This is a genomic window from Streptomyces sp. NPDC048462, from assembly GCF_043200175.1.
In the GTDB taxonomy this organism is placed as follows: Bacteria; Actinomycetota; Actinomycetes; order Streptomycetales; family Streptomycetaceae; genus Streptomyces.
In genome coordinates this window covers 327,396-354,373 of record NZ_JBICXG010000004.1, presented here as the reverse complement: position 1 = coordinate 354,373, position 26,978 = coordinate 327,396, and the positions used below count along the sequence as shown (strand labels likewise).

The following is a 26,978-nucleotide window of genomic DNA, read 5'->3' as shown; positions in this document are numbered from 1 at the left end:
ACATCCCGGTCACACCGATGCACCTGAAGGAAGCTCCCTACATCGGAGCCTTGTTCATCGCACTGACCGCCGTCTGCATCGCTCTGGCGCTGACCCTCCCCTTCCACGACAGCCCCACCGTGTGGGCTCTGACAGCAGCCGTGACCGCAGCAGCGGTCCTGGCCTATGCGCTCTCCCGGACCGTGGCCCTGCCACAGATCGGTGACGATGTCGGAAACTGGACCGAACCCCTCGGACTCCTCTCCATCACCACCGAGTTCCTCTCCGCCGCACGTAGCGTGATCGCCTTGAAAAGCAACCACGAAGTCCATGGGCGTTCCAACATGCCGCCAACGTGGACGTCACGGTCGGTTCGTCCATCCGGGCAGCAGCCTGCGGACCGGCGCCGCCGAAGTTTCCGGAACCTTTGACCGGTGCCGTTCGCCAACCAATCCGGCAACCAACTGCGCAACCAGGTAGGCAACCAACCCGGCAACTACGCGTGCACACCGTTCTGTCAAGGGTGCCTCGAAAACCGCCCCTGGCCTGCGGTAGTGATGTCTTCGCTGCCGCTCCGGAGCGCTGACATCCCCTCTGTGCCCCTCTCCTTGTCCTCAGCCCTGGTGATGGAGGAGGGATAAGGACTGCGGACAGGGCGCACTCGGGGCAGCGGCACCGGTTCGCGCCGCGGCGGGCCCGCCCCGCAGTTCCTGCGGGCTGCGCCGCGCCCACGAAAGGCTGACTGGCGCTGTGGCTGCGCACGGGCCGGGATGCTGTGGGCGCATGTTCTGTCCACACGAAGGAGTACACGTGCAATTCCGCACCTTCGCCGTCGTGGCCCTGCTCGCCAGCGCCTCGTTCACCCAGACAGGCGCGGCCACGGCCGCCGCCCCCGTCCACACGGCGTCACAGCGCGTCGTGGCCGACGACGAAGAATGCCCCTTCCCCGGGGCCCAGCAGAAGAACGGCACGGGGTTCGACACCTGCGTCCCCGGCGGCGAATGGGTCTACCAGGACTGCCCTCCGGGAACCGCTTCCGTCCAGGGCTGGGGCGCGGCCAAATGGCACATCTGGTGCATCGTTCCCGACTGACCGTCGGTCACGCTATAGAGTCCCCGTCAGCGAACCGACGAGGACTCATGAACGATCGAGGTTAGCCTCGCGCTTTCATGAAGCGGGCCGTCCGGCGGGTGGTCAGGTAAGCGAGAAGTGCCTCTGACCAGCAAGAATGAGGATTGTCGAGGTCCTTGTTCCTGCTCCAGTCGGAGGCACTTCTCAGGTGAAGAAGAGTATCGGGTCGTACCCGCGTGTCCGCATCGAGGGCGGTGGTCTCGCAGGCCGGGTGCGTGCTGCTGGTCGAGACGGTCCGCAAGGCCGGCTTGGACACCGCGATATCAGCGACGCTGACGCCGTGGCGGAAGGCTCGGGCGGTGCACGATCCGGGCAAGATCCTGCTGGACGTGGCCCTGGCGGTCACGCTGGGCGGGGACTGCCTGGCCGACGTGGGGATGCCGCGGGCCGAGCCGGCTGTGTTCGGGCCGGTGGCCTCCGACCCGACGGTCTCCCGCCTCATCGACACCCTCGCGGCCTCCGGAGAGAAGGCCCTGCGGGCCATCCGTGCCGCGCGGGCCGAAGTCCGCCAGCAGGTCTGGCGGTTGGCCGATCGGAAAGCGCCTGATGCGGGCGGGACGGTGACCGTGGACCTCGACGGGGTGCTGGTGATCGCGCACTCGGACAAGGAAGATGCCGCACCCACGTGGAAGCGGACCTACGGTCACCACCCGCTGATGGGGTTCGTCGACCACGGACCGGGCGGCACCGGTGAACCGGTCGCGGCCCTGCTCAGGCCGGGCAACGCGGGATCGAACACGGCGGCCGACCACATCACCGCCACCCAACTGGCCCTGGCCCAGCTGCCGAAGAAGTACCGGCGCGGGCGCCGGACCCTGATCCGCACCGATTCCGCGGGCGGCACCCACGACTTCGTCGCCTGGCTCGCCCAGCGAGGACGGTGGCTGTCCTACTCGGTCGGCATGACGGTCACCGAGCAGGTCCACCAGCACGTGCTGAAGGTTCCGGCATCGGCCTGGACTCCGGCCGTCGAAACCGGCGGCGAGATCCGCGACGGCGCCTGGGTCGCCGAACTCACCGGCGACGTCCAGGACGGCTGGCCCAAGGGCATGCGGCTGATCGTGAGGAAGGAACGACCACACCCCGGGGCACAGTTGCGGCTCATCGATGCGGACGGCATGCGGCTGACGTGCTTCGCCACCAACACCTCGGGCCGGCCGATCGCCGAACTCGAGCTCCGTCACCGACTGCGGGCACGGGCCGAGGACCGCATCCGAAACGCCCGCGCCGCCGGCCTGCGCAACCTTCCCCTGCACCGCACCGCCCAGAACCGGATCTGGCTGGAGATCGTGCAGATCGCCCTCGACCTGCTGGCCTGGATGCCGATGCTCGCACTCACCGGCAAGGCCCGCCTCTGGGAACCCCGCCGCCTGCGGCCGCTTGTTCACCGCGGCCGGACAGCTCGTGACCACCGGCCGCCGGCGGATCCTCCGCCTGGCCCGACACTGGCCCTGGACCGGCCACATCACCGCCGCACTCGACCAACTCGCACTCCTGCCAAGCCCAGGATGAACAGCAACTTTCCCGTCCCTACGACAGCAGCACGACACCGGAGCAGTGGAACCCGGCGCCTCCCCGAGACGACACTCGGGCCCTCAACCTGCCCAATCTCAGTCCACGGCACGAAAACGGTCCACCGACTCCGTCGGCGCACCGTCATGAAACTTCGAGGCTAGTTCCTGGGTGCGGTGACCTCGTAGAACTTGTACAGCGCCGTCCCTTCCTTGACAGCCTTCTGCCAGGTCCCGTCTGTGACCAGATAGGAGTTCATGTCGAGAGAGGCCGCTCCTCCTTCCCCCACGGCAGCCGCGATACGCCGCACCGCGCCCTCGCGCACGTCCCCTGCGGCGAAAATGGCGTCCACGCCTGTTGTCGTGAGCGAACCCAGCTTGCTGTCGACTCCTCCGGTGATCACCGCGCCGGCCTTCCGATAGCGGCGCTGTTCCACATCCTCGTCGGAGACGATCCGCAGCCCAATGCCCTGAAGCCACTGGGTATCGGCGACGCCCCCCGTCAGGACGTAGAGGGCGGTCAGGTCAAGCGACTCGACCTTTTCAGGATGCTGGGTCTTCCCGTACTCCACGCGGGCCAGCTTCCTGTCCTTCCCCACGCACGTGAAAACCTCGGTCCCTTCATAGATGGTGATGAGCTGCCGGTCCACGTATTCCCTGACCCTGTCCACATTTCCGGGGATCGTGTCCTTGCCGAATTTTCCCCGGACGAACATGGCCACCTGCAATCTCTGTGCCGGGTCTTTCGCCTTCTCCTCGGCGAGCAGGATCGCGGCCACGGAGGCGGTGTCCCCCCCACCCACAATCCCAATGACGCCTTCCTTCCTTGCCCTGGTGATGTCGGTGGGCAGCGCGCTGTAATACACGCCCCGGCCCAAGCACTCCTCTTCACCTGTACATCCGAGCCGGTTGGGCTTGAGGCCCGCGGCGATCAGTACCATTCCCGCGTAGAGGTCGACAGGGTCTTTGCCATCGCCCCGCTGGATGGCGAGCTTGTATGTGGGATAGAGGGATGAGTCCTCGGTCCCGGTCTTCCTGGGATCCTCGATCTGTGTGATGCCGGTGGCCCTGTATCCGGACAGCCACTCGACCCCGGCCGTGCTGATCTGCCCCATCCAGGTGTGGGCCAAGTCCAGGGCCTTGGTCCCCGCCGGGATTCCCAGATAGTTGTTGATCGGGTTGAGCGCGGTGCCGGCCGACCCGCCAGGAGCGCTGTCCTCGACGATGAGCGTGGTCCAGCCGAACAAGGTCTTCGCATTCAACGCGGCGGACATCCCCGCCGGGCCGCTCCCCACAACGACAAGGTCGTACGAGTCCTTCTCCGTGTAGGTGTCCAGCTTCAGATGCGCCATCAGCTCACCCGGCTTGTACCCGTTGACAATGACCGGCTGACCACCACCGGAGGGCGTGAGCTCCACACGGACCGTGTCCGGGTTCTTCTCCTCGACGTGTACATATTCCACATGGTTGAGTTCCAGGAGCCGCTCCACGCGCAGGACTTCCTGCTCTGAGTGCTCCCCGTGAACGGTGGCAGTCCAATCCGACACGCCTGCTCCTCTTGATCGATCGCAGTGGGGCGAAGGGCGCACATCCCGCGTGCGCCAGCCCAGTGATCACCGAGAATGCCGCGCCTGCCACTGCGGTATGCACGGCCTGCTCAACCCTGATGGGCAGGGAAATCCCCGCCCATCAGGAAAACGATCAGGCAGCCCAAAGGAAGCGGTCCGAGAAAAGGAAGCCCACCCGGACCGGCCTCCGCCAGATCCCCTGTCATGACCGACGACATGCTCCGCCGCCGCACAGATATCGCTGGCCTGGGACCACCTACGGTCACCAGCGGGCTGGACCCCGGGGAGAACTGACGACAGTTGAATAGGCGAGCTCACCAGTAGCTGTTCCCCGAGGCCGGACCTGACGCCGGTTCAAGATCATCCCATGGCCCCTTTTGGGTTCACCTGGGCGGTCCACAGACCATGATCAAGCTACTGGCGGGTTACTTGTCACCTGGTTCGCCGCTCGTTAACGGCACCCCACGTCGACCCCGGCGTGCCACGAGCGATCGAGGAGTAGGGACGAGCCCTGCGGGACGTGGGAGGCTCCTGCACGGAACGCTCCGGATCTGTGGACTCCGGGAACTCCTGTCTGACGGTGACGGTATGCGCGAAGCCGTCGACAGCGACGTCCACTCCGCCCTCGCGCGGGTAGAAGGACGACCTGGCCTTCCGCACCTCGTGCCCTCGCCGGACCGCCTCAGCCGCCAGTCCCTGCAACAGCAGGAGCGACCTACGGCGCAGAGTAGACGGCATGACGAGTCGGCTCTCGTCGTCTTTGAGCGCGGTCACAATCGGACGGAGGTTCCCCAGCCGTGAGGGAACGGGAACTGGATCTCCGCCTTCCTTCGGCCGTTGACTCCGCGCGTTGGGATGCGGGCCATCCGCAAGGAACAGCTCCAGCCCCGGCCCACCGTACGGAACCATTTCGATGCGCTTGCCCACTGGTTCCAGGCCGTGCCGTTTCGCATAGTTGACGACGCGCCGCCACTCCGCGACCTCGTCGCCGTCAGTGCCGGTGATCCGAACGCGGCCCTCGGTGACGAGCCGTTCGATCAGCTTACGAACTTTCGCCCGCCGGTCCCGCGCGACGGGCCTCTCGCTGTAGGGCGTCCGAGGGCTGGCGGACGTTGCTGGCTCACCGCCACCAGCGACCGCAGAGTCGTCGTCGATCATCAGACCCCACCATCCCGCAAGGCATCGGCCGAGCGCCAGTCACTCGACATCCAGGCTCCACCACCTTCGCTAGAAACGAGGCCGTTCGACGGCCCACACGCCCGTACAGAGCGGAAAGACACCCGTCAGCAGTGGGAGTCCCCTGGGACTTTTCTGGGACTTTCGGCCCTATCAAGCGGCACGAGCGTGAAACAGCCGAAAGGTCATTCGCGCAGGTCATCGACCACAAGTCAGTCATCGCGGCAGGTCACCGCGTTCCCTGGTCTCTTCCGGGACATCTGAGAGCTCTCAAGATGATCTTGAGTGGAGCGCAGCACGGTGCGCCAGACCGGCCGCCGAGACTGCTCGGCCGGTCAAGTGCCCGGTCCGGGGAGGGCGGTACTCCCGGACCGGGCCGCTCGCCTGCGACTTCGCCGCTATCCGGCGTACGTCTGGAATTCCGCGACCCTCGGCGTGTCACTGGCGCCGGTGACCTCGAAGGTGATCTTGCGCAGGGAGGTCGCCGTGAAGGTGAACGCGCCTGCGCCGCTGCCGGTCTTCAGGACCGCTCCGGTGTCGGCGTTCAGCAGCCGCCAGGAACCGATCACACCCTGGGCGCCCGCGGCCTCGCGGATGGCGACGGCGGAGACGCTGGTTGCGGAGCCCCACTTGACGGAGACGGAGCCGGTCGAACCGGTCGGCGACCAGTAGGTGCTCAGGTCACCGTCGCGCACGTTGCCGTAGCTGGTTCCGCTCGCCTTGCTGGACCCATCGGCACCCGCACCGAGGCTGAGGTTGGTGCCGGCGGGCGTGGTCGGATCGGTGGGGTCGGGCGTCGGGTCGGTCGGGTCGGGGGTCGGGGTGGTCGTGGAGCAGTTGCCGTCCGAGACCTCAAGCCCCTTGTTGGCGCCCGCCGTGCGGGTCACGATGTCGGGCACGCAGGAAGACGCGTCCAGGGTGTAGTCGTAGGGGATGCTGACCGTGGTGTTGGACTTCGGATCGGGGCCGGCCGGGTGGTTCTCGCCGCCGGGCTCGGACCAAGTGACGTTGTCGAAGGTGTTGCCGCCGACCTGCCAGTAGCCGGTCGTGTCGGTGTAGAAGGTACCCAGGACGTCCTTGGAGTCCTTGAAGTAGTTGTTGTCCACCTTCGCGTGGGCGCCGGCCCGGGAGTTGATCCCGGACTTGTTCAGCTTCACGTAGTAGTTGTTGTAGATGTGGGCGATGCCGCCGCGCAGCAGGGGCGTGCGGGAGTCGACGTTCTCGTACAGGTTGTGGTGGAACGTGATGTAGCCGTTGTCGAGCTGGGTCTCGCTGGAGCCGATGAGACCGCCTCGGCCGGAGTTGCGCAGGGTGCTGTATGACAGCGTCACGTACTGGGTGTTGTCCTTCATGTCGAAGAGGCCGTCGAACCCGTCGTCCTCGCCGCCGGACGCCTCCAGGGTGGAGTGGTCGACCCAGACGTTGCGGACGTCGCTCTCCATGCCGATGGCGTCGCCGCCGTTGGAGGTGGGCGAGCCGGACTTCTTGACGTTCTTGACGGTCACGTTCTGGATGATGATGTTGCTGGACTGGCGTATGTGGATGCCCAGTTGATCGAAGACGGCCCCGCTGCCGACGCCGACGAGGGTGACGTTGCTGATCTGCTTGAGCTCGATGACGCCTGCGGCCGTGTTGCAGCTGTCGCCGGACACCTTGGCGGTGTTGGCATGGTTGATGGTGCCCTCTACCTCGATGATGACCGGGGTGCTGCTGCTGGCCCGGCCGCACAGGGCCTGGTGGATCTGGGTCCCGGTGGTGGCCCGCACGGTCTGCCCACCCGCACCGCCGGTGGTCCCGCCGTTCTGGCTCGCGTAGCCGGTGGCGCCTCCGGTCGCCGCCGAGGCCTCGGGCATGGTCAGGACCGCCCCGGTCGCGGCCGCCAGGGCCATGGTGGACAGGACCGCGGAGAGTCGCAGTGCGACTGGTCGCCTCATGTTCGTTCCCATTCGTCGAAGAGAGATGGAAAGCGCTTTCTGGATGGCGAGAATAGGGGCGCCACGCTTGCCGTACAAGGATGTGAACGCAGAAAGAAGAGGCTGTCTTGATTTGGGCACGACAAGACTATGGCGTTCGCGGCTCAACCGGGTCGTATCGACCGCGACCCCTCCCCCGATCGGACAACCGGCTGAACGAGGATGTGAACCGCCCGCGTCCGAGGGCGCTTTCACCGCGGGCGGCCCACCCGTCCACCCATGAGTGCCACGGCGGGCGGCCCCGTCGGCCCCGACACGAGGGGACGACACGCTCACCCCACCCCACCCCTCAGGCCCGGGGCAACTTTCATTTCCGGAAACTCCCGGCCGGCGCGGGACCATTCCCGCAGCTCCACCCCTTCCGCACTGGTCTGGACCATAGCCGGAACCCGTACCCCCTTTACAGCGCGAGCCCGCCCATGCGTCACTCATGACACGTCCACATCAAGGACGCTCTGTGCACCGCACTCCCACCGCACCTCCCCCACAGCACCCGCACCGCACTTACGACGAACCGCCGGCTACGCGGGTAGACCCGCACGGCCGTCGGGCACCTCTCGACACCGTCCCACCCCACTCGACGCGCCAGGAGGCACCCGTTGTTATCCCGAACCCACAGTCCCCGGTCCGTCCGTCGCAGACTCGTGGCGGCCGCTGCGCTCGCCATGGGCGTGGCCCTCGCCCCGATGCTGTCCGCGGTCCCGGCCTCGGCCCAGCCGGCCCCGGCCGGCAGCGCCATCCCCCTCGGTGACGGCTACATGGGCGTCGGCTACACCGAGGACGGCAAGTCCTTCAAACCGGACGCCCGCGAGCTCCGGATCGACGCCGACGGAGCCTCGGCGCAGCTGGCCGCCACGGTGCCGGGGATCGACGTCTCGCACTACCAGGGGTCGATCAACTGGTCCTCGGTGAAGGCCGCCGGGATCCAGTTCGCCTACATCAAGGCCACCGAGTCGACGACGTACCGGGACACCGCCTTCAACGCCAACTACACGAACGCCTACAACGCCAAGGTGATCCGGGGCGCGTACCACTTCGCGCGGCCGAACCTCTCCACCGGCGCGGCGCAGGCCAACTACTTCGTGGCCCACGGCGGGGGCTGGTCGAGGGACAACCTGACACTGCCCGGCATGCTCGACCTCGAAGGCGGCTGCTACAGCAAGTCCACCTCGTCGATGCGTACCTGGATCCTGGACTTCTACAACACCTACAAGGCGAAGACCGGCCGGGACGCAGTGATCTACACCAGCGCGAGCTGGTGGAACACCTGCACCGGCAGCTGGACCGGCATGTCCGCCAAGAGCCCGCTCTTCGTGGCCCACTGGACGAGTGCCTCCAGCCCCTCCATCCCGGCGGGCTTCCCGTACTGGACGTTCTGGCAGTACACCGACTCCGGCTCGGTGGGCGGCATCTCCGGCGCCGTGGACCGCGACCGTTTCAGCGGCACCAGCGCGAGGCTGCTGGCGCTGGCCAACAACACCCCCTGAGCACGCGCGCGGTGACCGGGAGAACACCGGCGGCGCGGAACGGGGGGCCGCGCCGCCGGTGAGCATCGCGGCCGGACGTCACCCGTCCGGACCGCGCCCGGTCGCCGCGCCGGGCGGGCCGTTCCACGATCGGGGTTCGGTCAACCGAGGGGAGATGTCCGGTCGTGGACCCGCACAACGGTTACGAGTGGCAGGCACAGCAGACCGGTCAGGCGCCGCCGGAGCCGGCGCGTCCCCGCGTCGACACCGCGCGGCTGTGGGCGGGAGGCGCGATGACCGCCGTCGTGGCGGCCCTCACCGCCGTCGTGGGGCTGCTGCTGATCCGCGGGGTGCTGGGGATCGCGGTCTTCGCACCGGAGGGTGACGGGGCGATGGGTGACGCGTCGACGGGGGTACTGGCCGCCGGGGCCGCCCTGAGCGCTCTGGTGGCGACCGCGCTGCTGCATCTGCTGATCCTGGCCACGCCCCAGCCGGGCACCTTCTTCGCCTGGATCGTCACTCTCGCCACCGCCGTCATGGTGCTGCTGCCGTTCACCACGTCGGCGCCGCCGGCCGCCATGGCGGGCTCGGCGGCGCTGTACCTCGCCATCGGGATCACGATCGGCTGCCTGCTGTCCGCCGCGGGCCGCAGCGCGATGCGCCCGGAGTACTGACCCGGTCCCTACGGCGTGTAGCGGGCGTCACTGCCGTACAGCTCTCTGGTGAACGCGGAGACGTCGGCGCTGCGGTCGGTGCCGTCGAGGTTGTACGTCAGGTAGACGCCGTACCCCTCACTGACGGTACGGCGGGCGAGATCGGCGGCCGTGCTCTGCGAGGTGCCCCCGATCTCGACCGCCGCCGGGGACAGCTTCGACTTGGGCAGCGCGATGCCGGGGACCTGCCAGCTGCCGTAGTAGGGGTTCCAGGCGTAGTCGAACTCGGACGAGACGTCCACGCCGTCGTAGGAGAGCCGCGAGGCGGCCGGGCCGATGTTGTAGAGGCTGATGATCTTGTCCGGCATGTCCGAGCGCAGCGCCGTCACCAGCTGCACGAACGAGCTGTCGTTGGGCTGGCCGGTGCCGTTGTTGCCGTAGTCGGCGTACTCGTCGTCGAAATCGATGCCGTCGAGGCCGTACTCGGCCACGGTGTCCGAGAGTTCCGTCGCGAACGCCGAAGCCGTCTGCTGGTTCGGGAAGTTCGCGAAGCCCGCGCCCTCGTGGTTGCCGAGCACCGAGAGGACGACCTTGATGCCCTTCTCCTGCAACGGCCGTATCTCCGTGACAGCGTTGTCGAGGACGCGCTGCACGTTCTCGTTGAAGTGCAGATACGCCGCCTTCGTGCCCGTGTCGTAGTTGATGTTCGCCGCGAAGACCACGGCGACGTCGAAGACGTTGCCGCCGTCGGCGAGGGTGTACTTGCCGACGTTGAGCATGCTGTTGTTGTTCACCTCGACGTACGCCACCGAGGTCGGTCCCTGCTTCGTGGCAGCCGGGGCGGGAAGGGGCGTCGCCGCCGCGCCGGTCGTGGCGGTCGTACCGACGACGAGGGCCGCGACGGCCGAGAGCGCCAGCGCGGCCGTCCGTACTCTGCTGCGTACCGGAGTGAGCATCGTTGATCGGTCTCCCATCGCATAGGCCGGCGCCACGGACCTGTTCGGGAGCGCCGGACGATCCCTGCGAGCCTTCCGCCCCCGTCACCGGATCCCGGGAAACTTGCGCGAACCCTCACGACTCCCACCCACGCTCCACAGCAAATCCGGCAGCCGGTGAGCCTGCCGCGCCGACACCCCGCGGGCCGCCAGGAGTACTGACGGAGCCGATCCGGACGAGCGGATCCGCCGGACCCGCGGTCAGCGAAGCGGTTCGGGGCGGGCGACGAAGTGGCCCAGCGCCTCGGCCCCGCCGTGCGGCAGGCCTGCGACGGCTGCCTCGGGCAGCGCGGTGACCACGGCACACAGCCTCGCGCTCAGGTCCGGCAACAGGGCCCAGTCGGCGGCGGGGGCGCCGACGACAGTGAGCAGCAGGTCGCCCTCGTAGAAGTAGGCGTCGATCAGAGGCTCGTCGAGCAGCCGGCGCACTGCGAGTGGAAGCACGTAGGGCAGTGCCACCCGCTGCGCAACGAGGGTGCGCAGGTCCGCCGGGCCGAGTTCCCCGAGGCGCACCCGCCGCAGCTCGTGCACTGTGCGCACCAGACGGGTCGCGTCAGCGGCGGGGAGCGTCCAGCGGGGTGGGTCCAGTTCGTCGAGTGTGCGGTCCAGGTGCAGCAGATGGTTCATGGCCTCCATTCTCACCGGCACGGGCCGGGAGTCCTCGGCTCAGGTCACCGGCTCTCCTCCGTGAGCTGCTCGTCCAGTTCGTCGAAGAGCAGCTCACTGTGGTCGATCTGACCGGTCCGGTACGCGGAGCGCGCGACCAGGTGCGCGGCGACCGGGCCGGTCATCAGCTGGAAGAAGCCGATCAGGGCCAGGGTCGCCAGGTCCATGCCGCTGCGCAGCCGCAGCGCGACGCCGGCCAGCACGATCAGCATGCCGAGGGACTGCGGTTTGGTCGCCGCGTGGCTGCGGGACAGCACGTCCGGCAGCTTCAGCATGCCGATCACGCCCAGCAGGCAGATGGCGGCGCCGAGCAGGACCAGGACCGCGCCGGCGGTGTCGGTGATCTGGAGCCAGACGTTCAAGGTGTCTCCCTGTCCGGCTTCTTGGGGCCGTCGGCGCGCGGGCTGCCCGGCGGCCGGTCGCGTACGGCGATGAAGCGCGCGATGCCGACCGAGCCGGTGAAGCCGAGGAAGGCCAGCACCAGCATGATCGGGAAGTAGAACGGGTCACGGGCGAAGGCCGACTTGGCGCCGAGCCCGGCGATGATCAGGGCGGCGCAGACGTCCAGCGAGATCGCCCGGTCCAGCATGGAGGGGCCGCGCCAGATGCGGGTCAGCAGGCCCGCACCGGCGATGACGATCACGACGACGGCCGCGATGAGCAGCCCCCGGTCCACGGCTTCCGGAACACTCACGCGTCCTCCCCCTGTTCTCCCGGCAGTTCGCCGGTGTGCGGCGTCTGTGGTGGTGGACCGGCGACGCGGGCGATCTCGTCGCGGGTGCCGAAGGCCCGGACGGTCAGCTCCTCCATGCGCCACACCGAGCGCCGGGCCGCGTCCAGTTCGGCGGGGCGGTCCGCGTCCAGGACGTGCAGGAAGACGGTGGCCGTTGCGCGGCGCACTTCGACGACCGATCCGCCGGGCACGTTGGACATCGCGACGGCGGTCGCCGTGAGCATCAGGTCCGACCGGCAGCGCAGGGGTACGGCGATCACGGCGGCCCGGTGCGGATGGTCGGCGAAGATCTGCCGGGTGACCCGTACGCCGGAGGTGTACATGTCGTAGAGCAGGAAGGCGGCCAGCCGCAGGATGCCCCAGGGGTGCAGCCGGAGCCCGAGGTCGACCTGCGGGAGCGGGAACGCCAGGCAGACCGCGACCGCGACCACCACCCCGGTCAGTACGTTGGCCCAGTGCAGGCCGGACCAGAGCAGGACCCAGATGACGGTGAGCCAGGCGATCAGCGGCAGGTCGAGCACGCGCCGGCGGCGGCCGCGGAACTCGCAGCTGAACGGCGGCAGGTCCTTGTTCCGGTAGGAGAACCTGATCAGTCGTCTCACCGTCCGAGCACCGCCTCGATGTAGGGGGAGCGTGCGAGGAGTTCGGCGGCCGAGCGGTCGGTGTACGAGGTCAGCGGCCCGGCGAACACGGTGAAGGCGAGGCCGAGCGCGACCGTCGCGGCGGTGGCCCAGGTCATCGGGCGCGGCAGCCTCGTGGTGGTGGTGACGGCGTGTCCGTGCAGGGTGGCCGCCACCGCGCGCCCGGCCGGCTGGTGGCGGGGCCGTACCCCTTCGTCGCCGGTGCCGGGCATCCGGTCCGGGCCCTCGTCGGCGTCGCTGTCGTCCTCCTCGTCGGACTCCAGGACCGTGCCGTCCAGCGCCTGCCCGGGAGGAGCGGCCCGCCAGAACGCCAGGTTCCACACCTTGGCCATCACGTACAGCGTGAGCAGGCTGGTCGCCGTCGATCCGATGACGAGGATCCACGCCCAGACACCGCCGTCGGCGACACCGGCGCGCATGAGTCCGAGCTTGCCGATGAACCCGGACAGCGGCGGGATGCCGGCCAGGTTCATCGCGGGTACGAAGAAGAGGACGGCCAGCAGCGGTGCGGCTCTGGCGAGTCCGCCGAGCCGGGTGAGTTCGGTGGTGCCGCCGCGCCGCTCGATCAGCCCGGCCACCAGGAAGAGCGTGGTCTGCACGGTGATGTGGTGGACGACGTAGACGATGGCACCGCCGTACGCCTCGCGGGTGGCGAGGCCGATGCCGAAGACCATGTAGCCGATGTGGCTGATGAGGGTGAAGGAGAGCAGTCGCTTCAGGTCGGTCTGGGCGACGGCCCCCAGGATGCCGACGACCATCGAGGCGAGGGCCGCCGCCATCAGCAGGTCCCCGAGCCGGTTGCCGGGGAAGAGCAGGGTTTCGGTGCGCAGCATGCAGTAGACGCCGACCTTGGTGAGCAGTCCGGCGAAGACCGCGGTGACCGGTGCGGGTGCGGTCGGGTAGGAGTCGGGGAGCCAGGCGGCGACCGGGAAGACGGCGGCCTTGATGGCGAAGACGGTCAGCAGCATCGCCTGGATCAGGGTCTGGACGCCCAGCGGGAGTGCGGCCAGGCGCCCGGCCAGCTGGGCGAAGTTGGCGGTGCCGGTGGCCGCGTACGTCATCGCGATGGCGGTGAGGAAGAGCATGGAGGAGAACAGCGAGATGATCACGTAGGTGGAGCCGGCGCGGATGCGGGGGCCGGTGCCGCCGAGGGTGAGCAGCACGAAGCTGGCGACCAGCATGATCTCGAAGCCGACGTAGAGGTTGACCAGGTCACCGGCGAGGAACGTGCAGGAGACCCCGGCGACCAGGATCAGGTAGGCGGGGTGGAAGACCGCCACGGGTGTCTCCTCGTCCCGGTCGGCCATGCCCTGGCCGAGGGAGTAGACGAGCACGCAGAGGGTGACGGCGGACGAGACCGTCAGCATCAGCCCGGAGAGCCGGTCCGCGACCAGGGTGATGCCGAGCGGCGGGGCGAAGTCGCCGAGGTGGACGGTGAGCGGTCCCTCGATGTCCGCGTCGATCATCAGGGTGACCGAGAGGCCGAGTACGGCGGTGAGCACGGCGACGCTGATGAAGCGCTGGAACTGCTTGAGCCGGGTGCCGAAGGCGAGGCTCAGGCCGGTGGCGCAGAGCGGCAGCAGCACCGGCAGCGGGACGAGTGCGTTCACCCGGTGTCTCCTCGGTTCGGGTCGTCGGGTGGGGAGTCGGGGGCGGGGCCGTCGGGGTCGGCGTCGGGGGCGGGGAAGGGGTCGGGGCCGGGGACGGGGTCCGGGACGTCGCCGGGAGTCTCGTCGTCGCCGGCCGCCGCGTAGTGCTCCGGGTCCGCGCCCAGGACGTCGTGCCACAGGTCCCCGGTCGCGTCGCGGCCGCGGGCCTGGAGGGCGCGGTCGGCGCGCAGTCTGGCTCTCAGCCGGCGGCGCTCCGCGCGGTAGCGGCGGCGCTCCTCGTCGGTGCGGTCCGACTCGGCCCGGTACTGCTCACGCAACTCGTCGCGCTCCCCCAGCACCTCGGCGCGCAGCACGATGCGCCGGTCCTCCAGGTCGTCGTGGACCTCGTCCGTACCGGTCAGCTGGTGGCTGCGGTAGGCCATGGCCAGGAGGAACGCGGTGGTGGCGAGCGTGATGACGATGGCGGTGAGGGCGATGGCCTGGGGCAGCGGGTCGGTGACCTGGCTCAGCGCGACGCCGTAGAGCAGGGGTTCGCGGCCGGCCGTGCCGGTGGCGGACAGCACGAGCAGGTTGATGCCGTTGCCCGCGATCACCGCGCCCAGCAGGATGCGGGTGAGCGGCCGGGTGAGCATGAGGATGCCGCCGACCGCGCACAGGACCGCGGCGGTGGCGAGGAGGGAGGCGCTGACGGTCATGAGGCAGCGCCTCCCGCCCCGGGCGCCGGTCCGGACCGCGCCGAGGCCGCCTGTTCCGCGGCGGCCCGCTCGATCTGCCGGTCGATCTTGGCGCCGAGGGCCCGCACGATGTCCAGCACCACGCCCAGCACCAGGAGATAGACACCGAAGTCGAAGACCACCGGTGTACCGAAGTGGTACTCGCCGATCAGCGGCAGCCGCCCGTAATGGGTCCAGGCGTGCAGGACCGTTCCGTCGGCGAGGCCCAGCAGGGCGACTCCGGTGGAGAGGAAGAGGCCGAGGCCGGTGAAGAGTCCCGGCTGCAGCGGGGCGGCCTCGGCGAGTTCGAAGCGGCCGCCCGCGAGATAGCGGGTGATCAGGGCGACTCCGGCCACCAGCCCGGCGACGAATCCGCCGCCCGGCATGTTCTCGGCGCAGAACAGCAGGTACACCGAGAGCACCAGGATCGGGTGGAACAGCAGCCGGGCCACCACCTCGAAGACGACGGAGCGGTGCTCGGGCGCGAGCGTGGCGCCGGCCGCCAGCCAGCCGCGCTCCGGCGCCCCCTCGTCGCCGTGCGGCAGCCCCGCCAGCGGGGTCGCGGCCACCGACCAGGCGGTGTGCCCCTGCCGTTCCGGGGGCGCCGCGGCCCCCTCGGCGCGCCGGTGCAGATAGATCAGGCTCGTCACACCGATCGCGGCGGCGGCGAGCACGGCGGACTCCCCCATCGTGTCCCAGGCCCGCAGGTCGACCAGGATGGTGGCCACCACGTCCTTGAGGCCGTGGTGCGCGGTCTCCTCGACCATGGCGGCGCCCGCCGGTTTCGCGGTGCGCGCGGCGGCCGCGACCCACACCACCACGCTCAGGGTGGCGGCCGCCGCCAGCGCCACCGGGATGCGCACGGCGCGGCGCCAGCTGCTGACCGACTCCTGGAAGTGCACCGGCATCCGGCGCAGCACCAGCACGAACACGATCATCGAGACGGTCTCCACGCAGAACTGCGTGAGCGCCAGATCCGGTGCGCCCTGGACGACGAAGAGCAACGCGGTCCCGTATCCGGTGAGTCCGGCGAGCACCACGGCCTTCATGCGGCGTCTGACGGTGAGACAGAGCAGCGCCGCCGCACAGGTCAGCACGGCGACCGCCCCCTGCAGCGGTGCGTCCCAGAGCCTGGGCGCGGCCGCCCCCCGCCAGGGCCGGTCCGTGGCGAGCACGGCCAGTTGTCCGCCGAGCATGACGAGCAGCGTGGTGGCGAGGTAGACGGAGAGGGAGCCGCGCTGGACGAACCCGGTGATCTGGAGGGAGAGCCGCTCCAGGCCGAGCAGCAGGTGTCCGAAGACGTTGTCGGCGGTCGGCCAGGCGATCCGGCGGGAGAGCCGGGTGACCTCGCCGCGCCATGCGAACAGCGCGGCGCCGCCCGCCACGGCGACGGCCGAGAGCAGCAGCGCGGTGCCGAATCCGTGCCAGAGCGCGAGGTGGTACGGGTGCGCGGGGGCCGGAAAGGTGTCGGCGTAGGCGCTCAGCAGGTGGTCGGTCCACCCGACGCCGGGCCCGAGGACCAGGCCGCAGCCGGCGAGCAGCGCGGGCGGGGCGAGGAAGGCCCAGCCGACCCGGTGGACGGGGGTGTCGGCGACTCCGGGCTTGCGCAGGAAGGCCCCCCAGACGAACCGGACGGTGTACGCGACGGTCAGCATCGATCCGGCGACGGTGCTGCCCAGTGCCCAGCGGTCGGCGGTGTCGCCGTGCAGCAGTGCCTCGAAGGCCGCCTCCTTCGCGGCGAAGCCCAGCAGCGGGGGCAGCGCGGCCATGGACGCGGCGGCGATCACGGCGACGGCGCAGACGTGCGGCAGCGCCCGTCCGACGCCGGAGAGTCTGCGCAGGTCCCGGGTGCCGGCCGCGTGGTCGACGATGCCGGTGACCAGGAACAGCGGCGCCTTGAACAGGGCGTGGCCGAGGATCATCACGGCGGCGGCCAGCGCCGCGTCGCGGTTGCCGATCCCGGCGAGCAGCGTGAGGAAGCCGAGCTGGCTGACGGTGCCGTAGGCGAGGACGAGCTTGAGGTCGTTGAGCCGCAGTGCCCGCCAGCCGCCGAGGAGCATGGTCGCGGCACCCAGGACCATCACGACGGGCCGCCACACGGGCACGTCTGCGAACCCGGGTGCGAGGCGGGCGACCAGGTAGACGCCGGCCTTGACCATGGCGGCGGCGTGCAGATAGGCGCTGACGGGGGTGGGCGCGGCCATGGCGTTCGGGAGCCAGAGGCTGAACGGCCAGATCGCGGACTTGGACAGCGCTCCGCACAGGATGAGCACGACGGCCACCGAGACGGAGACGCTCGTGCGGGGCGGGTCGTCGAGGATCGCGGAGATCCGGTAGGTGCCTGCGGCCTGACCGATGATCAGGAAGCCGACCAGCATGGCGAGGCCGCCGAAGGTGGTGACGGTGAGCGCCTGGAGGGCGGACCGGCGGCTGTGCCGGTGCTCGCTGTTGTATCCGATCAACAGGTAGGAGAAGACCGTGGTCAGCTCCCAGAACACATAGAGCGAGATCAGGTCGTCGGTGAGGACGAGGGCGAGCATCGCCCCGGCGAAGGCGAGCAGGTTACCGGCGAATCCCGCCAGTTGCGGGGTGTCGTCGGTGAAGTACGAGGCGCAGTAGAGCAGGACGAGTGTGCCGACACCGGCCGCGAGCAGCACCATCAGTTCGGCCAGCGCGTCCAGGCGCAGGCCGAGGGAGACGTCGTAGGCCGGGATCCAGTCCCACGACCAGGTCACCGAGGCGCCGGAGGCGGCGGTGTCCCACTGGGCGAGGGCCCAGCAGGTGGTGGCGGCAGGCGGCAGGGCGAGTACGACGAACGCGCGCGTGCCCAGTCGCCGGACCAGCGGGTGGGCGCAGGCGGCCAGGACGAAGTGGCAGACGATGAGCGCGGTCATACGGCTCCGCGGGGCAGTCCGCCGCAGGGTGTTGCAGAACGGGCAAAGGGCACTAAATACAGATATATCCCAGAACCGGCTTCACCCGTACGGCGCGCCGCGCCCACCCGGGGGCACTCAGATCGGTCCCGGCGGCTCCACACGGAGATGGCGGCTCCACGCGGTGATGGTGACCACGTGCGTGTTCGGTGTTGCACATGTGAGGCCGCCTACTTTTCATTTTTACAATGTGACTAGTATCTATCTGTCTAAGTTCTAAACGGATTTGACCAGTCGTGAGGCTGGCATCATCGCCAAGGAGCATGCCCTGCGCACGCGCGCGTCTCGGCGGAGCGACTCGACCACCATGTCGCTGCGGACAGCCCTGCTCGTACTGGCCATCGTCCCCGGTGTCGCACTGGCCGCCCTCTGGGCCGTCACCAGTGGTCAGACTCTGCTCGACTTCCAGACCCAGGCAGCCCAGGGCCAGTTGGCCCAGAAGGCCGGCCAGCCGTCCAACATCGTGTACTACAACCTGCAGGAGGAGCGCCGGCTTAGCGCCGAGGCCCTGGCCCGCGGCGGAGGAGCCACCGACGCGCTGCGCAAGCAGCGCAAGCTGACCGACGAAGCGATCACCAGCTTCCAGACCCTCTCCGACATCGACACCGGCGACGCACCGGGCGAGGTCCGCGAGGCGGTCGCCCAGGCCCGTCAGGCGATCACCCAACTCCCCGCCCAGCGGACCCTCGTGGACGAGGGCGACGGTGACCAGCAGAAGGCCGTGTACCGCTACTACACGGACCTGATCACGGTCGACCTGCAGCTGTTCACCGCGCTCAGCCATGTGGACAACGGCAAGATCACCACGCTCTCGCAGCCGCTGGTCGACCTGTTCTGGGCCAAGGAGATGATCTCCCGCACCGACGCCCTGCTGGCCCGGGGCTGGCCCGAGGGCAAGCTGAGCGCGGCGGACCTCCAGGAGGTCCGACAGGCCGTCTCGGCGCAGCTGTTCCAGTACACCTCCAAGGTCGCCCCCTACCTTCCGCCGGACGAGAAGGCCATGTGGGACGAGATCGCCGCCGGTCCCGCCTGGAAGACCAAGACCCAGGTGGAGACGGAGGTGCTGCGCCCCGCCGATCCGGACAGTGCCGGATTCGTCAGCCTCGGCGCCGGGGAGAAGACCTGGCGCGACGCGATGGACGATCTGACGCCCCAGCTGAAGAAGCTGATGGAGCACCGCACCGCGATGGTGGTCGAGAACGGCAAGGACAGCGTCATCTCGCTGCTGATCAGGGTCGTCCTGACCACCGTGATCGGTCTCCTCGCGGTCATCGCGGTCATCTGGATCACCTGGCGCCTCACCCGTAACCTGCGCCGGCGTATCGGCGGGCTCCAGGAGCGCGCGGAGGAGCTGGAGCGGACGCTGCCCGATGTGGTCGACCGCCTCGGCAAGGGCGAGCGCATCGATGTCGAGGCCGAGGCCCGTGCCATCGCGCCGGACCTCGGGAGCGGAAAGTCCGACGAGCTGACGCAGCTGGGCAACGCGCTCAACCTGGCCCGCACCAGTGCCGTGCAGGCGGCGGTCAGACAGGCCGACCAGCACCGCGGATTCGAGCGGCTGCTGCAGCGCATCGCGCGCCGCACCCAGCAGTTGATCGGCCAGCAGCTGAAGAAGCTGGACGAGCTGGAGCGCAAGCACGAGGACCCCGAGGTGCTGGACGGCCTCTTCGACCTCGACCACCTCACCGCCCGCCTCCGCCGCTACGAGGAGAACCTGGTGATCCTCGCCGGCGGCTCCCCGCACCGGCGCTGGCGCAAGCCCGTTCCGCTGCTGGACGTCATGCGTTCCGCCCAGGGCGAGGTGCAGGACTACCGGCGCGTGGTGCTGGATCTGGACGGCGCCCCGTGGCTCGCGGAGCGGGCCGTCGGTCCGGTCTCCCACGTACTGGCAGAGCTGATCGAGAACGCCCTCAGCTTCTCCAGGCCGCCGAGCCCCGTCGAGGTCAGGGCGGCCCGGGTGAGCCGGGGCCTGGCCATCGAGGTCGAGGACCGCGGCCTCGGCATGGACGAGCAACAGCTCGCCGATGCCAACGAGCTGATGAGCCGTCCGCCCAGGATGGACGTGCTGGCCCACTCCGACGACATCCGGCTGGGCCTGTACGTGATCGCGCGCCTCGCCGACCAGCACGGTCTGCGGGTGGAGTTCCGTCCCTCGGCCTTCGGCGGCACCCGCGTCGTCGTGCTCGTCCCGGACGCGCTCACGGTCGACGAGCCGCGCACCGGGCCGGTGGGCGTCCCGTCCCCCGAGGCCGTCCCGTCCCCCGCGACGGCCGGTCAGCCGGTGCCCGCCGCGACCGGTGACGCCCCGGCGCTGCCCACCCGGGGCCGCGGCCAGGCCCTCGCCGGGGTCACCGCGCTGCACGCCTCGGGCGCGCCGTTCGACGCCGCCTTCGACAGCGCGTCGAACGGTTCGTCGGACGGCATGTCCGACGACTCTGCGAACGGCTCTCCCGACGACTCGTTCGCCGGCTCGCTCGACAGGTCGCCGGACGGCTCTGCGGACGACTCGTTCAACGGCTCGTTCAACGGCTCGTTCGATGGCTCGTTCGATGGCCGCGAGCACCCGTACCCGCCGTTCGGCACCGCCGTCCCCGGGACGTCTCCGTACGGCTCCGCCCGGCCGGAGTCCCTGTACGGCGGCTCCCCCGAGGACCCGTACGCCCCCGCCGAGCAGCCGTACATGAAGGCCGAGGGCCAGTACCCGGTGCCGCAACAGCCTTACCCGACGCCGCAGGAGCCGTACATGACTCCGCAAGCGCCGTACCCGGACACGTATCCGGCGGGCACCGCCGAGGATCCGCACGGGTTCCCGGTACCCGGTCCCCGGCAGCCGGCACCGGCCGCCGGGCGCCCCGGACGGCTGCCGGTGGCCGAGCCCGACCATCCGGCCCCGCCGTCCGCCGACGCCATCACCCCCGGCGGCGGGACCGGCAGGCCCGCCCTTCCCACCGCACCGGCCGCGGAACCCCCGTTGCCGCGCCGGGTACGGCAGGCCAGCCTCGCGGACGAACTGCGGATCGACCCGGCCGCCGCTCCGGCCGCGCCGAAGCCGCCGAGCTGGGACGAGAACCCGCTCCTGCGGCCGGCCCCGCGCAGGGCCGGAGCCGCGATCGGGGCCTTCCAGCGCCGGTCCAGGGCCGCCCGCGCGACCGATGAATCGCCGACGGAGCCCGACCCGCCCGCCCACCTCCCCACGAGAGAAGAACGGTCATGACACGCACAACCGCCACTCATCAGGACCTGGACTGGCTGCTCGACGGCCTCGTGGACTCGGTGGCCGAGACCCTGAACGCCGTGCTGCTCTCCGACGACGGCCTGGTGGTGAGCCATTCGCGCACCGTCGAGCGCGCCGACGCGGAGCGGCTGGCCGCCATCTGCACCGGCCAGCAGAGTCTGGCCCGGGGCGTCGGGCAGCTCTTCAACGGCGGCGGCGTGCACCAGGTGATCGTCGAACTGTCGGACCTGTGGCTCTTCATCATCTCGGCCGCCCAGGGCACGCACCTGGCCGTCGTCGCCTCCCAGGAGGTGGACGCCGAGATCATGTCGCTGGCCATGCACAACCTCGTCCAGCAGGTCGGCCAGAAGCTCAGCACGCCGGTGCGCGGTGAGTTCAGCGCCTTCGGCGGCGGGGACGGGCCCCGCGCGTGAGCCCGCACTGGGAGGACGAGGAGGAGGACGGAGCGGGCACCATGGTGCGCCCGTACACCATCACCCGCGGCCGGACCGCTCCCGAGCGGGACGACTTCACCCTCATCACCGTACTGACGACCGCACACGACCCGCGGGACGAACACGGCGCGGCGGCCCGGCCCGGCCGGCTCCAGCCGGAGCACCGGATGATCCTGGAACGGTGCCTGCGTCCCGCGGCCGTCGCGGAGGTCTCGGCCGACCTCAACCTCCCGGTCTCGGTGACCAAGATCCTGCTGGCGGACCTGGTGTCGCACGGCCTGCTGCTCGCCCGCGCCCCGCTCTCGGTGGCACGGACGGCCGGCGGTGCGGACATGGGTGTGCTGGCCGCTGTTCGTGACGGACTCCGGAGACTCTGAGTAAAGATGACAAGCAGTCAGGCGGCCCCGGCCGCCGTCAAGATACTTATCGCCGGCGGCTTCGGCGTCGGCAAGACCACCCTGGTGGGGGCCGTCAGCGAGGTGGCGCCCCTGCGTACCGAGGAGTTCCTGACCAAGGCCAGCATCGGTGTCGACGACCTGGCCGGTGTCGGCCAGAAGGACACGACCACCGTGGCGCTGGACTTCGGCCGGATCACGGTCAGTCCCGAGCTGGTCGTCTACCTCTTCGGCACACCGGGCCAGGAGCGCTTCTGGTTCATGTGGAACGACCTGGTGAACGGCGCGCTCGGTGGCGTCGTGATCGCCGACACGCGCCGGCTGGAGACCAGCTTCGCCTCGATCGACTTCTTCGAGAGCCGCGACATCCCGTTCGTTGTGGCGATCAACTGCTTCCACGGCCACAACACCCGGACGGCGGAAGAGGTGCGGGCGGCGCTCGACCTCGACCCCCATGTCCCGCTGCTCGTCGGTGACGTGCGTGACCGGCCGTTCGGCCGGGACGTGCTGCTGGCCCTGGTCGAACACCTGATGAGCCTGCCCGTCGCGGCCGGCTGACGTCCCCGCGGCGTCCCGCCCGGCACCCGCTGATCCCCGCTGACTTCCTCTCTGGAGAGCTCCGATATGGCAACACCCCTGCGCGTCCTGGTACACGGCGGCGGCATCGGCGGGCTGACGCTCGCCACCGCCCTGGCCCGGCGCGGCCACACCGTCGAGGTCATCGAGCTCCGCGACCAGCTCGACGCACTCGGCGTCGGCATCATCCAGCCGTCCAACGCCCTCCACGTCATGCGGGAGATCGGGGTGCTCGACGACTGCCTGAAGGCGGGCTTCGAGTGGGAGGTCCTGACCATCGCGGACCCGGCCGGGAACACCCTGGCCGAGATCCCGCAGCCCCGGATGGACGACGCCCCCTCCAACAACGGCATACCCCGCCCCGCGCTGGCCCAGGTGCTCGGCAACGCCGCCTCGGCGGCCGGCGCCACCCTCCGCTTCGGGACCACGATCGCGGAGCTCGCGGACGACGGCGAGGGCGTCGACGTCACTCTGTCCGACGGCTCGGCCGGCCGCTGGGACCTGGTCGTCGGCTTCGACGGCATCGGCTCGCCGCTGCGCACCCGGCTGTACGGCGAGCGCTACGCCCCCCAGTACACCGGCTTCGCCAACTGGCGCGTCACCATGCCCCGCCAGGAGCGGGTCAAGGGCGTCGTGATGAGCACCGCGGGCCAGGCGGCCAAGGCGCTGCTCACCCCGATCACGGAAGAACTGATGTACCTGGGCACGGTGTTCCCGGAGTCCGAGGACTTCCGGCCCGACCCGGAAAGGGCCCACGAGCAGCTCAAGGAGCGCCTCCCGATGTTCTCCGGCCCGGTCGCGGAGGCGCTCGCCTCGGTCACCGGTCCCCAGGACGTGGTGTACTCGCGGATCTCCCAGGTGACCGTCGAGGAGCCGTGGCACGTCGGCCGGGTCGTGCTGGCCGGTGACGCCGCGCACGCGAGCACCCCGCACATCGCGCAGGGTGCGGCGATGGCCGTGGAGGACGCGCTGGTGCTCGCCGAGTCGCTGGACGCCGAGCCGGACGTCGCGGCCGCGCTCGACGCCTGGGAGGACCGGCGCCGTCCCCGCGCCATGTGGGTGCAGGCGATGTCGCGTGCCGTGCTCAAGCAGGAGACCGGGGGCGAGACGACTCCCGAGGAGGACGCGCTGCTGAAGGTCGGCATTCCGGGTGCGGCCCACGTACTGGTGAAGCCGTACTGATCACGCGCCGACCGCCGCGTACGTGAAAGTGCGCCCCGTACGGCCCCCCGGATTCCCGGGCCCGTGCGGGGCGTTCTCGCGCTCGGGCACACGGCCTCAGGGCAGCACCGCGATGCCGTCGATCTCGACGAGCGCCTGCTCGTCCCAGAGCCGTGCCGCCCCGATCACCGCCATCGCGGGGTAGTCGCGGCCGGCCAGCCGCCGCCAGATCCGGCCCAGTTCGGCGGCGTTCGCCCGGTAGTCGGCCACGTCGGTGGCGTAGACCGTGACCCGGGCCAGGTCCGCCGGGGCGCCGCCCGCCGCGCGCAGGGCGGCGAGCAGATTGGTGAGCGCGGTGGCGAACTGCTCGGGCAGGGTGGTCCCGACGATGTCGCCCCGCTGGTCGAGGGCGGTCTGCCCGGCCAGGAAGACCAGTTGGCTCCCGGTGGCGGTGACCGCGTGCGAGAAGCCTGCGGGCGGCGAGAGTTCGACGGGGTTGATGCGGTGGATCGGGCTCATGCGGACGGCTCCCGGTTGGCGTACAGCTCCTTGGCGATGATCGTGCGCTGCACCTCACTGGCGCCCTCGTAGATCCGCGGGGCGCGGACCTCCCGGTAGAGGTGTTCGAGCAGGTGGCCCCGGCGCAGGGCACGGGCGCCGTGCAGCTGGACGGCGGTGTCCACGACGTACTGCGCGGTCTCGGTCGCGAACAGCTTCGCCATGGCGGCACGGCGCGGGACGCCCGGCTCCCCCGCGTCGTACGCGGCGGCCGCCGCGTACACCAGCAGCCGCGCGGCCTCGGTGCGGGTGGCCATCTCGGCGACCTGGTGGGCGACGGCCTGCAGTTCCTTCAACGGGCCGCCGAACGCGGTGCGCTCCCCGGTGTGCGTGACGGTGGCGTCGAGGGCTGCGCGGGCCATGCCGACGGCGAAGGCTCCCACGCTCGGCCGGAACAGGTTGAGGGTGTTCATGGCGACCCGGAAGCCCCGGTCCGGTTCGCCCAGCACGTCGTCCGGGGTGACCGGTACGCGGTCGAACGCGAGGGCGCCGATCGGGTGCGGCGAGAGCATGTCCAGGGCGCTGCCGGTCAGCCCCGGGCGGTCGGCCGGGACCAGGAACGCGGTGACGCCGCGAGCTCCGGCGTCCCGTGCCGTGCGGGCGAACACGGTGTAGAAGTCGGCCTCGGGGGCGTTGGAGATCCAGCACTTCTCGCCGGTCAGCCGCCAGCCGTCCGGTGCGGGCGCGGCTTCGAGCGCCAGGGCCGCCGCGTCCGACCCGGCCCCCGGCTCGCTGAGCGCGAACGCGGCGACGGCGCGGCCCGCCCGGACCTCGGGCAGCCAGCGTTCGCGCTGGACCGCCGTGCCCGCCTGGACCACGGGGTAGGTGCCCAGGCCCTGGAGCGCGAGGGCGGTCTCGGCCTCCGTGCAGCCCCGGGCGAGGGACTCGCGCAGCAGGCAGAGGTCCAGGGCGCCGGAGTCCAGCAGCCGGTCCAGCAGCCCTAGCTCACCGAGGGCGGCGACCAGCGGCCGGTTGACGTGACCGGGCTCGCCCTTCTCCGCGAGCGGGCGCAGCCGCTGCTCGGCGAGGGTGCGCAGTTCCTCGCACCAGGCGGTCTGGGCCGGATCGAGCGAGAATGCCGTCATACCGGCGCCTCTCTTGTCGGAGTCCCGTCGGGAGTTCTACGCGGTGCGGTGGTTTCGCGCCTTGCCTCGTGACCAGTTTTATCGCGGACCGTTGACTACCGTCACCCAAACGATACGCTCCAGAGGCGACAAGGGGGCGATCCGCTATGGACCCGACAACCTCAGCGCACATCGACAGTTTTGCCAGGGAACACCTGCCACCCGCCGACCAGTGGCCCGAGCTGGTCTTCGACCTGCCCGAGCTGCACTATCCGGACCGGCTGAACTGCGCCGCCGAGCTCCTGGACCGTACGGCGGAGCGTTTCGGACCCGGCCGCGCCGCCTTCCGTACGGCGGACGGCGCGGTTCTGAGCTACGGGGAACTGCTCGACCGGGTCGACCGGATCGCCCATGTCCTCACCTCGGACCTGGGAGTCGTCCCCGGCAACCGGGTGCTGCTGCGCGGCCCGACCACGCCCCACCTCGCCGCCTGCTGGCTGGCGGTCCTGAAGGCCGGCGCGATCGCCGTCACCGTACTGGCCCAGCAGCGGGCCGCGGAACTCGCCACGATCTGCTCCATCGCCCGGATCAGCCACGCCCTGTGCGACGTCCGCTCGGTCGAGGACCTGGCGAAGGCGCGGGTCCCGGGGCTGCGGATCACCTCGTACGGCGGTGACGCCCCGGACGACCTGCTGGCTCTGGCGGCCGCCAGACCGGGCCCCTTCAAGGCCGTGGACACGGCGTCCGACGATGTGGCGCTGATCGCGTTCACCTCGGGCACCACCGGCCGCCCCAAGGGCTGCATGCACCTGCACCGCGATGTGCTCGCCATCGCCGACACCTTCTCGCGGCACGTGCTGCGGCCGGTGCCCGACGACGTGTTCGCCGGCAGCCCGCCGCTCGGCTTCACCTTCGGGCTCGGCGGCCTTGTGGTCTTCCCGCTGCGGGCCGGCGCCTCGGCGCTGCTGCTGGAACAGGCCGGGCCCAAGCAACTGCTGCCGGCCCTCGCCGCCCACCGCGTCTCGGTGCTGTTCACCGCGCCCACCGCGTACCGGGTGATGCTCGACGGGATCGACGGCCACGACCTCTCCGCGCTGCGCCGCTGCGTGTCGGCGGGCGAGAACCTGCCCGCCGACACCTGGCGGACCTGGCACGAACGGACCGGTCTGCGCATCATCAACGGAATCGGCGCCACCGAGCTGCTGCACATCTTCGTCTCCGCCGCCGACGACGCGATCCGCCCCGGCACCACCGGCGTACCGGTCCCCGGCTGGCAGGCCCGGGTGGTGGACCGTGACGGCGCGCAGGTCCCGGACGGCGAGCCGGGGCTGCTGGCCGTGCGCGGGCCGGTCGGCTGCCGCTACCTCGCCGACGAACGGCAGCGGGACTACGTACGGCACGGCTGGAACCTCACCGGCGACACCTACGTGCGCGACGCCGACGGCTACTTCCGCTACGTGGCCCGCGCCGACGACATGATCATCTCCTCCGGGTACAACATCGCGGGCCCCGAGGTCGAGGACGCCCTGCTGCGCCACCCGGAGGTGGCGGAGGCCGCGGTGGTGGGCCGGGAGGACGAGCTGCGCGGCCGGATCGTCGCGGCGTACGTGGTGCTGCGGGAGGGCTCCGCGCTCTCGGCCGACGAGCTGCGCGCCTTCATGAAGACGGAACTGGCCCCGCACAAATGCCCCCGCCTCATCACGTTCCTGCCCGCACTCCCCCGTACCGCGACCGGCAAACTGCAACGGTTCCGGCTGCGTACGGAGGATCCGGGTACCGGCCGCGCCGCCCCGGGCCGAGAATGATC

23 protein-coding genes and 1 pseudogene are annotated in these 26,978 nt (G+C 70.3%); 11 read left to right on the top strand and 13 right to left on the bottom strand.

The annotated features are described in order from the left end of the window. Positions 1 to 17 precede the first annotated feature (17 nt). The 3 genes and pseudogenes from ACGFU6_RS10090 to ACGFU6_RS10080 all read left to right on the top strand — a co-directional run bounded on the left by ACGFU6_RS10090 (position 18) and on the right by ACGFU6_RS10080 (position 2,622). On the top strand, positions 18 to 410 hold the full coding sequence (locus ACGFU6_RS10090; RefSeq protein ID WP_393340659.1) for a hypothetical protein: 393 nt from the start codon (positions 18 to 20) through the stop codon (positions 408 to 410). 379 nt (positions 411 to 789) lie between these two features. Beyond that, positions 790 to 1,071 (top strand): hypothetical protein, encoded by a 282-nt coding sequence (locus ACGFU6_RS10085; protein WP_393340661.1) that lies wholly within the window; start codon positions 790 to 792, stop codon positions 1,069 to 1,071. 187 nt (positions 1,072 to 1,258) lie between these two features. Then, positions 1,259 to 2,622, top strand: a pseudogene (locus ACGFU6_RS10080) (IS1380 family transposase). Between the two features lie 160 nt (positions 2,623 to 2,782). Here the strand turns inward: ACGFU6_RS10080 and ACGFU6_RS10075 are convergent. The 3 genes from ACGFU6_RS10075 to ACGFU6_RS10065 form a co-directional block, all read right to left on the bottom strand. Next, positions 2,783 to 4,168, bottom strand: a complete 1,386-nt coding sequence (locus ACGFU6_RS10075) for an NAD(P)/FAD-dependent oxidoreductase (protein ID WP_393340662.1) — start codon at positions 4,166 to 4,168, stop codon at positions 2,783 to 2,785. Between the two features lie 453 nt (positions 4,169 to 4,621). Continuing rightward, positions 4,622 to 5,347, bottom strand: a complete 726-nt coding sequence (locus ACGFU6_RS10070) for a hypothetical protein (protein ID WP_393340664.1) — start codon at positions 5,345 to 5,347, stop codon at positions 4,622 to 4,624. Between the two features lie 416 nt (positions 5,348 to 5,763). Further along, on the bottom strand, positions 5,764 to 7,299 hold the full coding sequence (locus ACGFU6_RS10065) for a polysaccharide lyase family 1 protein (RefSeq protein WP_393609503.1): 1,536 nt from the start codon (positions 7,297 to 7,299) through the stop codon (positions 5,764 to 5,766). Between the two features lie 704 nt (positions 7,300 to 8,003). Here ACGFU6_RS10065 and ACGFU6_RS10060 point away from each other — a divergent pair. Together ACGFU6_RS10060 and ACGFU6_RS10055 are read left to right on the top strand one after the other, a co-directional pair. Next, the gene (locus ACGFU6_RS10060; RefSeq protein ID WP_393609742.1) at positions 8,004 to 8,825 is read left to right on the top strand and encodes a GH25 family lysozyme; all 822 of its coding nucleotides are present in this window, start codon (positions 8,004 to 8,006) and stop codon (positions 8,823 to 8,825) included. A gap of 164 nt (positions 8,826 to 8,989) precedes the next feature. After that, positions 8,990 to 9,478, top strand: coding sequence for a DUF6069 family protein (locus tag ACGFU6_RS10055; RefSeq protein WP_393609501.1), 489 nt, complete (start codon positions 8,990 to 8,992; stop codon positions 9,476 to 9,478). Positions 9,479 to 9,486: 8 nt separating this feature from the next. On the opposite strand, the gene ACGFU6_RS10050 is transcribed toward ACGFU6_RS10055, so the two are convergent. From ACGFU6_RS10050 to ACGFU6_RS10015, 8 genes are all read right to left on the bottom strand, one after another. After that, positions 9,487 to 10,413 carry an endo-beta-N-acetylglucosaminidase H gene (locus ACGFU6_RS10050; protein WP_393609499.1) on the bottom strand — a complete coding sequence of 309 codons (927 nt, stop codon included), beginning with the start codon at positions 10,411 to 10,413 and terminating at the stop codon, positions 9,487 to 9,489. 240 nt (positions 10,414 to 10,653) lie between these two features. Continuing rightward, a complete protein-coding gene (locus tag ACGFU6_RS10045; RefSeq protein ID WP_393609498.1) occupies positions 10,654 to 11,079 on the bottom strand; it encodes a contact-dependent growth inhibition system immunity protein in 426 nt (141 codons plus the stop codon). Between the two features lie 44 nt (positions 11,080 to 11,123). Further along, on the bottom strand, positions 11,124 to 11,480 hold the full coding sequence (mnhG, locus tag ACGFU6_RS10040) for a monovalent cation/H(+) antiporter subunit G (protein ID WP_393609496.1): 357 nt from the start codon (positions 11,478 to 11,480) through the stop codon (positions 11,124 to 11,126). Next, a complete protein-coding gene (locus ACGFU6_RS10035) occupies positions 11,477 to 11,812 on the bottom strand; it encodes a monovalent cation/H+ antiporter complex subunit F (protein ID WP_393609494.1) in 336 nt (111 codons plus the stop codon). The genes mnhG and ACGFU6_RS10035 overlap by 4 nt, the downstream gene beginning before the upstream one ends. Next, positions 11,809 to 12,453 carry a Na+/H+ antiporter subunit E gene (locus tag ACGFU6_RS10030; RefSeq protein ID WP_393609492.1) on the bottom strand — a complete coding sequence of 215 codons (645 nt, stop codon included), beginning with the start codon at positions 12,451 to 12,453 and terminating at the stop codon, positions 11,809 to 11,811. Before ACGFU6_RS10030 ends, ACGFU6_RS10035 begins: the two co-directional genes overlap by 4 nt. Then, a complete protein-coding gene (locus ACGFU6_RS10025; RefSeq protein ID WP_393609490.1) occupies positions 12,450 to 14,102 on the bottom strand; it encodes a Na+/H+ antiporter subunit D in 1,653 nt (550 codons plus the stop codon). The genes ACGFU6_RS10030 and ACGFU6_RS10025 overlap by 4 nt, the downstream gene beginning before the upstream one ends. Further along, positions 14,099 to 14,797: a Na(+)/H(+) antiporter subunit C gene (locus tag ACGFU6_RS10020; RefSeq protein WP_393609488.1), complete on the bottom strand. Its 699-nt coding sequence runs from the start codon at positions 14,795 to 14,797 to the stop codon at positions 14,099 to 14,101. The genes ACGFU6_RS10025 and ACGFU6_RS10020 overlap by 4 nt, the downstream gene beginning before the upstream one ends. Then, positions 14,794 to 17,709: a Na+/H+ antiporter subunit A gene (locus tag ACGFU6_RS10015; protein WP_393609486.1), complete on the bottom strand. Its 2,916-nt coding sequence runs from the start codon at positions 17,707 to 17,709 to the stop codon at positions 14,794 to 14,796. Before ACGFU6_RS10015 ends, ACGFU6_RS10020 begins: the two co-directional genes overlap by 4 nt. A gap of 346 nt (positions 17,710 to 18,055) precedes the next feature. Between ACGFU6_RS10015 and ACGFU6_RS10010 the strand changes: the two genes are divergently transcribed. From ACGFU6_RS10010 to ACGFU6_RS09990, 5 genes are all read left to right on the top strand, one after another. After that, positions 18,056 to 20,962 carry a nitrate- and nitrite sensing domain-containing protein gene (locus ACGFU6_RS10010; RefSeq protein ID WP_393609484.1) on the top strand — a complete coding sequence of 969 codons (2,907 nt, stop codon included), beginning with the start codon at positions 18,056 to 18,058 and terminating at the stop codon, positions 20,960 to 20,962. Beyond that, positions 20,959 to 21,396: a roadblock/LC7 domain-containing protein gene (locus ACGFU6_RS10005; RefSeq protein ID WP_393609483.1), complete on the top strand. Its 438-nt coding sequence runs from the start codon at positions 20,959 to 20,961 to the stop codon at positions 21,394 to 21,396. The genes ACGFU6_RS10010 and ACGFU6_RS10005 overlap by 4 nt, the downstream gene beginning before the upstream one ends. Continuing rightward, positions 21,393 to 21,794: a DUF742 domain-containing protein gene (locus ACGFU6_RS10000; RefSeq protein ID WP_393609481.1), complete on the top strand. Its 402-nt coding sequence runs from the start codon at positions 21,393 to 21,395 to the stop codon at positions 21,792 to 21,794. Before ACGFU6_RS10005 ends, ACGFU6_RS10000 begins: the two co-directional genes overlap by 4 nt. Before the next feature lie 6 nt (positions 21,795 to 21,800). Further along, positions 21,801 to 22,370, top strand: a complete 570-nt coding sequence (locus tag ACGFU6_RS09995) for an ATP/GTP-binding protein (RefSeq protein WP_393609480.1) — start codon at positions 21,801 to 21,803, stop codon at positions 22,368 to 22,370. A gap of 66 nt (positions 22,371 to 22,436) precedes the next feature. Next, entirely contained in the window at positions 22,437 to 23,570 is a 1,134-nt protein-coding gene (locus ACGFU6_RS09990) for an FAD-dependent monooxygenase (protein ID WP_393609478.1), read from the top strand. Between the two features lie 96 nt (positions 23,571 to 23,666). Here ACGFU6_RS09990 and ACGFU6_RS09985 read toward each other — a convergent pair whose 3' ends face one another. Together ACGFU6_RS09985 and ACGFU6_RS09980 are read right to left on the bottom strand one after the other, a co-directional pair. Next, positions 23,667 to 24,068, bottom strand: coding sequence for a RidA family protein (locus ACGFU6_RS09985; protein ID WP_393609477.1), 402 nt, complete (start codon positions 24,066 to 24,068; stop codon positions 23,667 to 23,669). After that, positions 24,065 to 25,192, bottom strand: a complete 1,128-nt coding sequence (locus ACGFU6_RS09980) for an acyl-CoA dehydrogenase family protein (RefSeq protein ID WP_393609475.1) — start codon at positions 25,190 to 25,192, stop codon at positions 24,065 to 24,067. The genes ACGFU6_RS09985 and ACGFU6_RS09980 overlap by 4 nt, the downstream gene beginning before the upstream one ends. A gap of 146 nt (positions 25,193 to 25,338) precedes the next feature. Between ACGFU6_RS09980 and ACGFU6_RS09975 the strand changes: the two genes are divergently transcribed. Beyond that, complete coding sequence (locus ACGFU6_RS09975; protein ID WP_393609474.1) at positions 25,339 to 26,976, top strand: AMP-binding protein; 1,638 nt, start codon at positions 25,339 to 25,341, stop codon at positions 26,974 to 26,976. The last annotated feature ends 2 nt before the right edge of the window (positions 26,977 to 26,978 follow it).

Excerpts from the sequence above, each read along its gene's own strand:
- ACGFU6_RS10090 (WP_393340659.1), top strand. The coding sequence starts at position 18 with ATGCACCTGAAGGAAGCTCCCTACATCGGAGCCTTGTTCATCGCACTG.
- ACGFU6_RS10070 (WP_393340664.1), bottom strand. The coding sequence starts at position 5,347 with ATGATCGACGACGACTCTGCGGTCGCTGGTGGCGGTGAGCCAGCAACG.
- ACGFU6_RS10065 (WP_393609503.1), bottom strand. The coding sequence starts at position 7,299 with ATGAGGCGACCAGTCGCACTGCGACTCTCCGCGGTCCTGTCCACCATG.
- ACGFU6_RS10060 (WP_393609742.1), top strand. The coding sequence starts at position 8,004 with ATGGGCGTGGCCCTCGCCCCGATGCTGTCCGCGGTCCCGGCCTCGGCC.
- ACGFU6_RS10050 (WP_393609499.1), bottom strand. The coding sequence starts at position 10,413 with ATGCTCACTCCGGTACGCAGCAGAGTACGGACGGCCGCGCTGGCGCTC.
- ACGFU6_RS10045 (WP_393609498.1), bottom strand. The coding sequence starts at position 11,079 with ATGAACCATCTGCTGCACCTGGACCGCACACTCGACGAACTGGACCCA.
- ACGFU6_RS10020 (WP_393609488.1), bottom strand. The coding sequence starts at position 14,797 with ATGACCGTCAGCGCCTCCCTCCTCGCCACCGCCGCGGTCCTGTGCGCG.
- ACGFU6_RS10015 (WP_393609486.1), bottom strand. The coding sequence starts at position 17,709 with ATGACCGCGCTCATCGTCTGCCACTTCGTCCTGGCCGCCTGCGCCCAC.
- ACGFU6_RS10010 (WP_393609484.1), top strand. The coding sequence starts at position 18,056 with ATGTCGCTGCGGACAGCCCTGCTCGTACTGGCCATCGTCCCCGGTGTC.
- ACGFU6_RS10005 (WP_393609483.1), top strand. The coding sequence starts at position 20,959 with ATGACACGCACAACCGCCACTCATCAGGACCTGGACTGGCTGCTCGAC.
- ACGFU6_RS09995 (WP_393609480.1), top strand. The coding sequence starts at position 21,801 with ATGACAAGCAGTCAGGCGGCCCCGGCCGCCGTCAAGATACTTATCGCC.
- ACGFU6_RS09990 (WP_393609478.1), top strand. The coding sequence starts at position 22,437 with ATGGCAACACCCCTGCGCGTCCTGGTACACGGCGGCGGCATCGGCGGG.
- ACGFU6_RS09985 (WP_393609477.1), bottom strand. The coding sequence starts at position 24,068 with ATGAGCCCGATCCACCGCATCAACCCCGTCGAACTCTCGCCGCCCGCA.
- ACGFU6_RS09980 (WP_393609475.1), bottom strand. The coding sequence starts at position 25,192 with ATGACGGCATTCTCGCTCGATCCGGCCCAGACCGCCTGGTGCGAGGAA.
- ACGFU6_RS09975 (WP_393609474.1), top strand. The coding sequence starts at position 25,339 with ATGGACCCGACAACCTCAGCGCACATCGACAGTTTTGCCAGGGAACAC.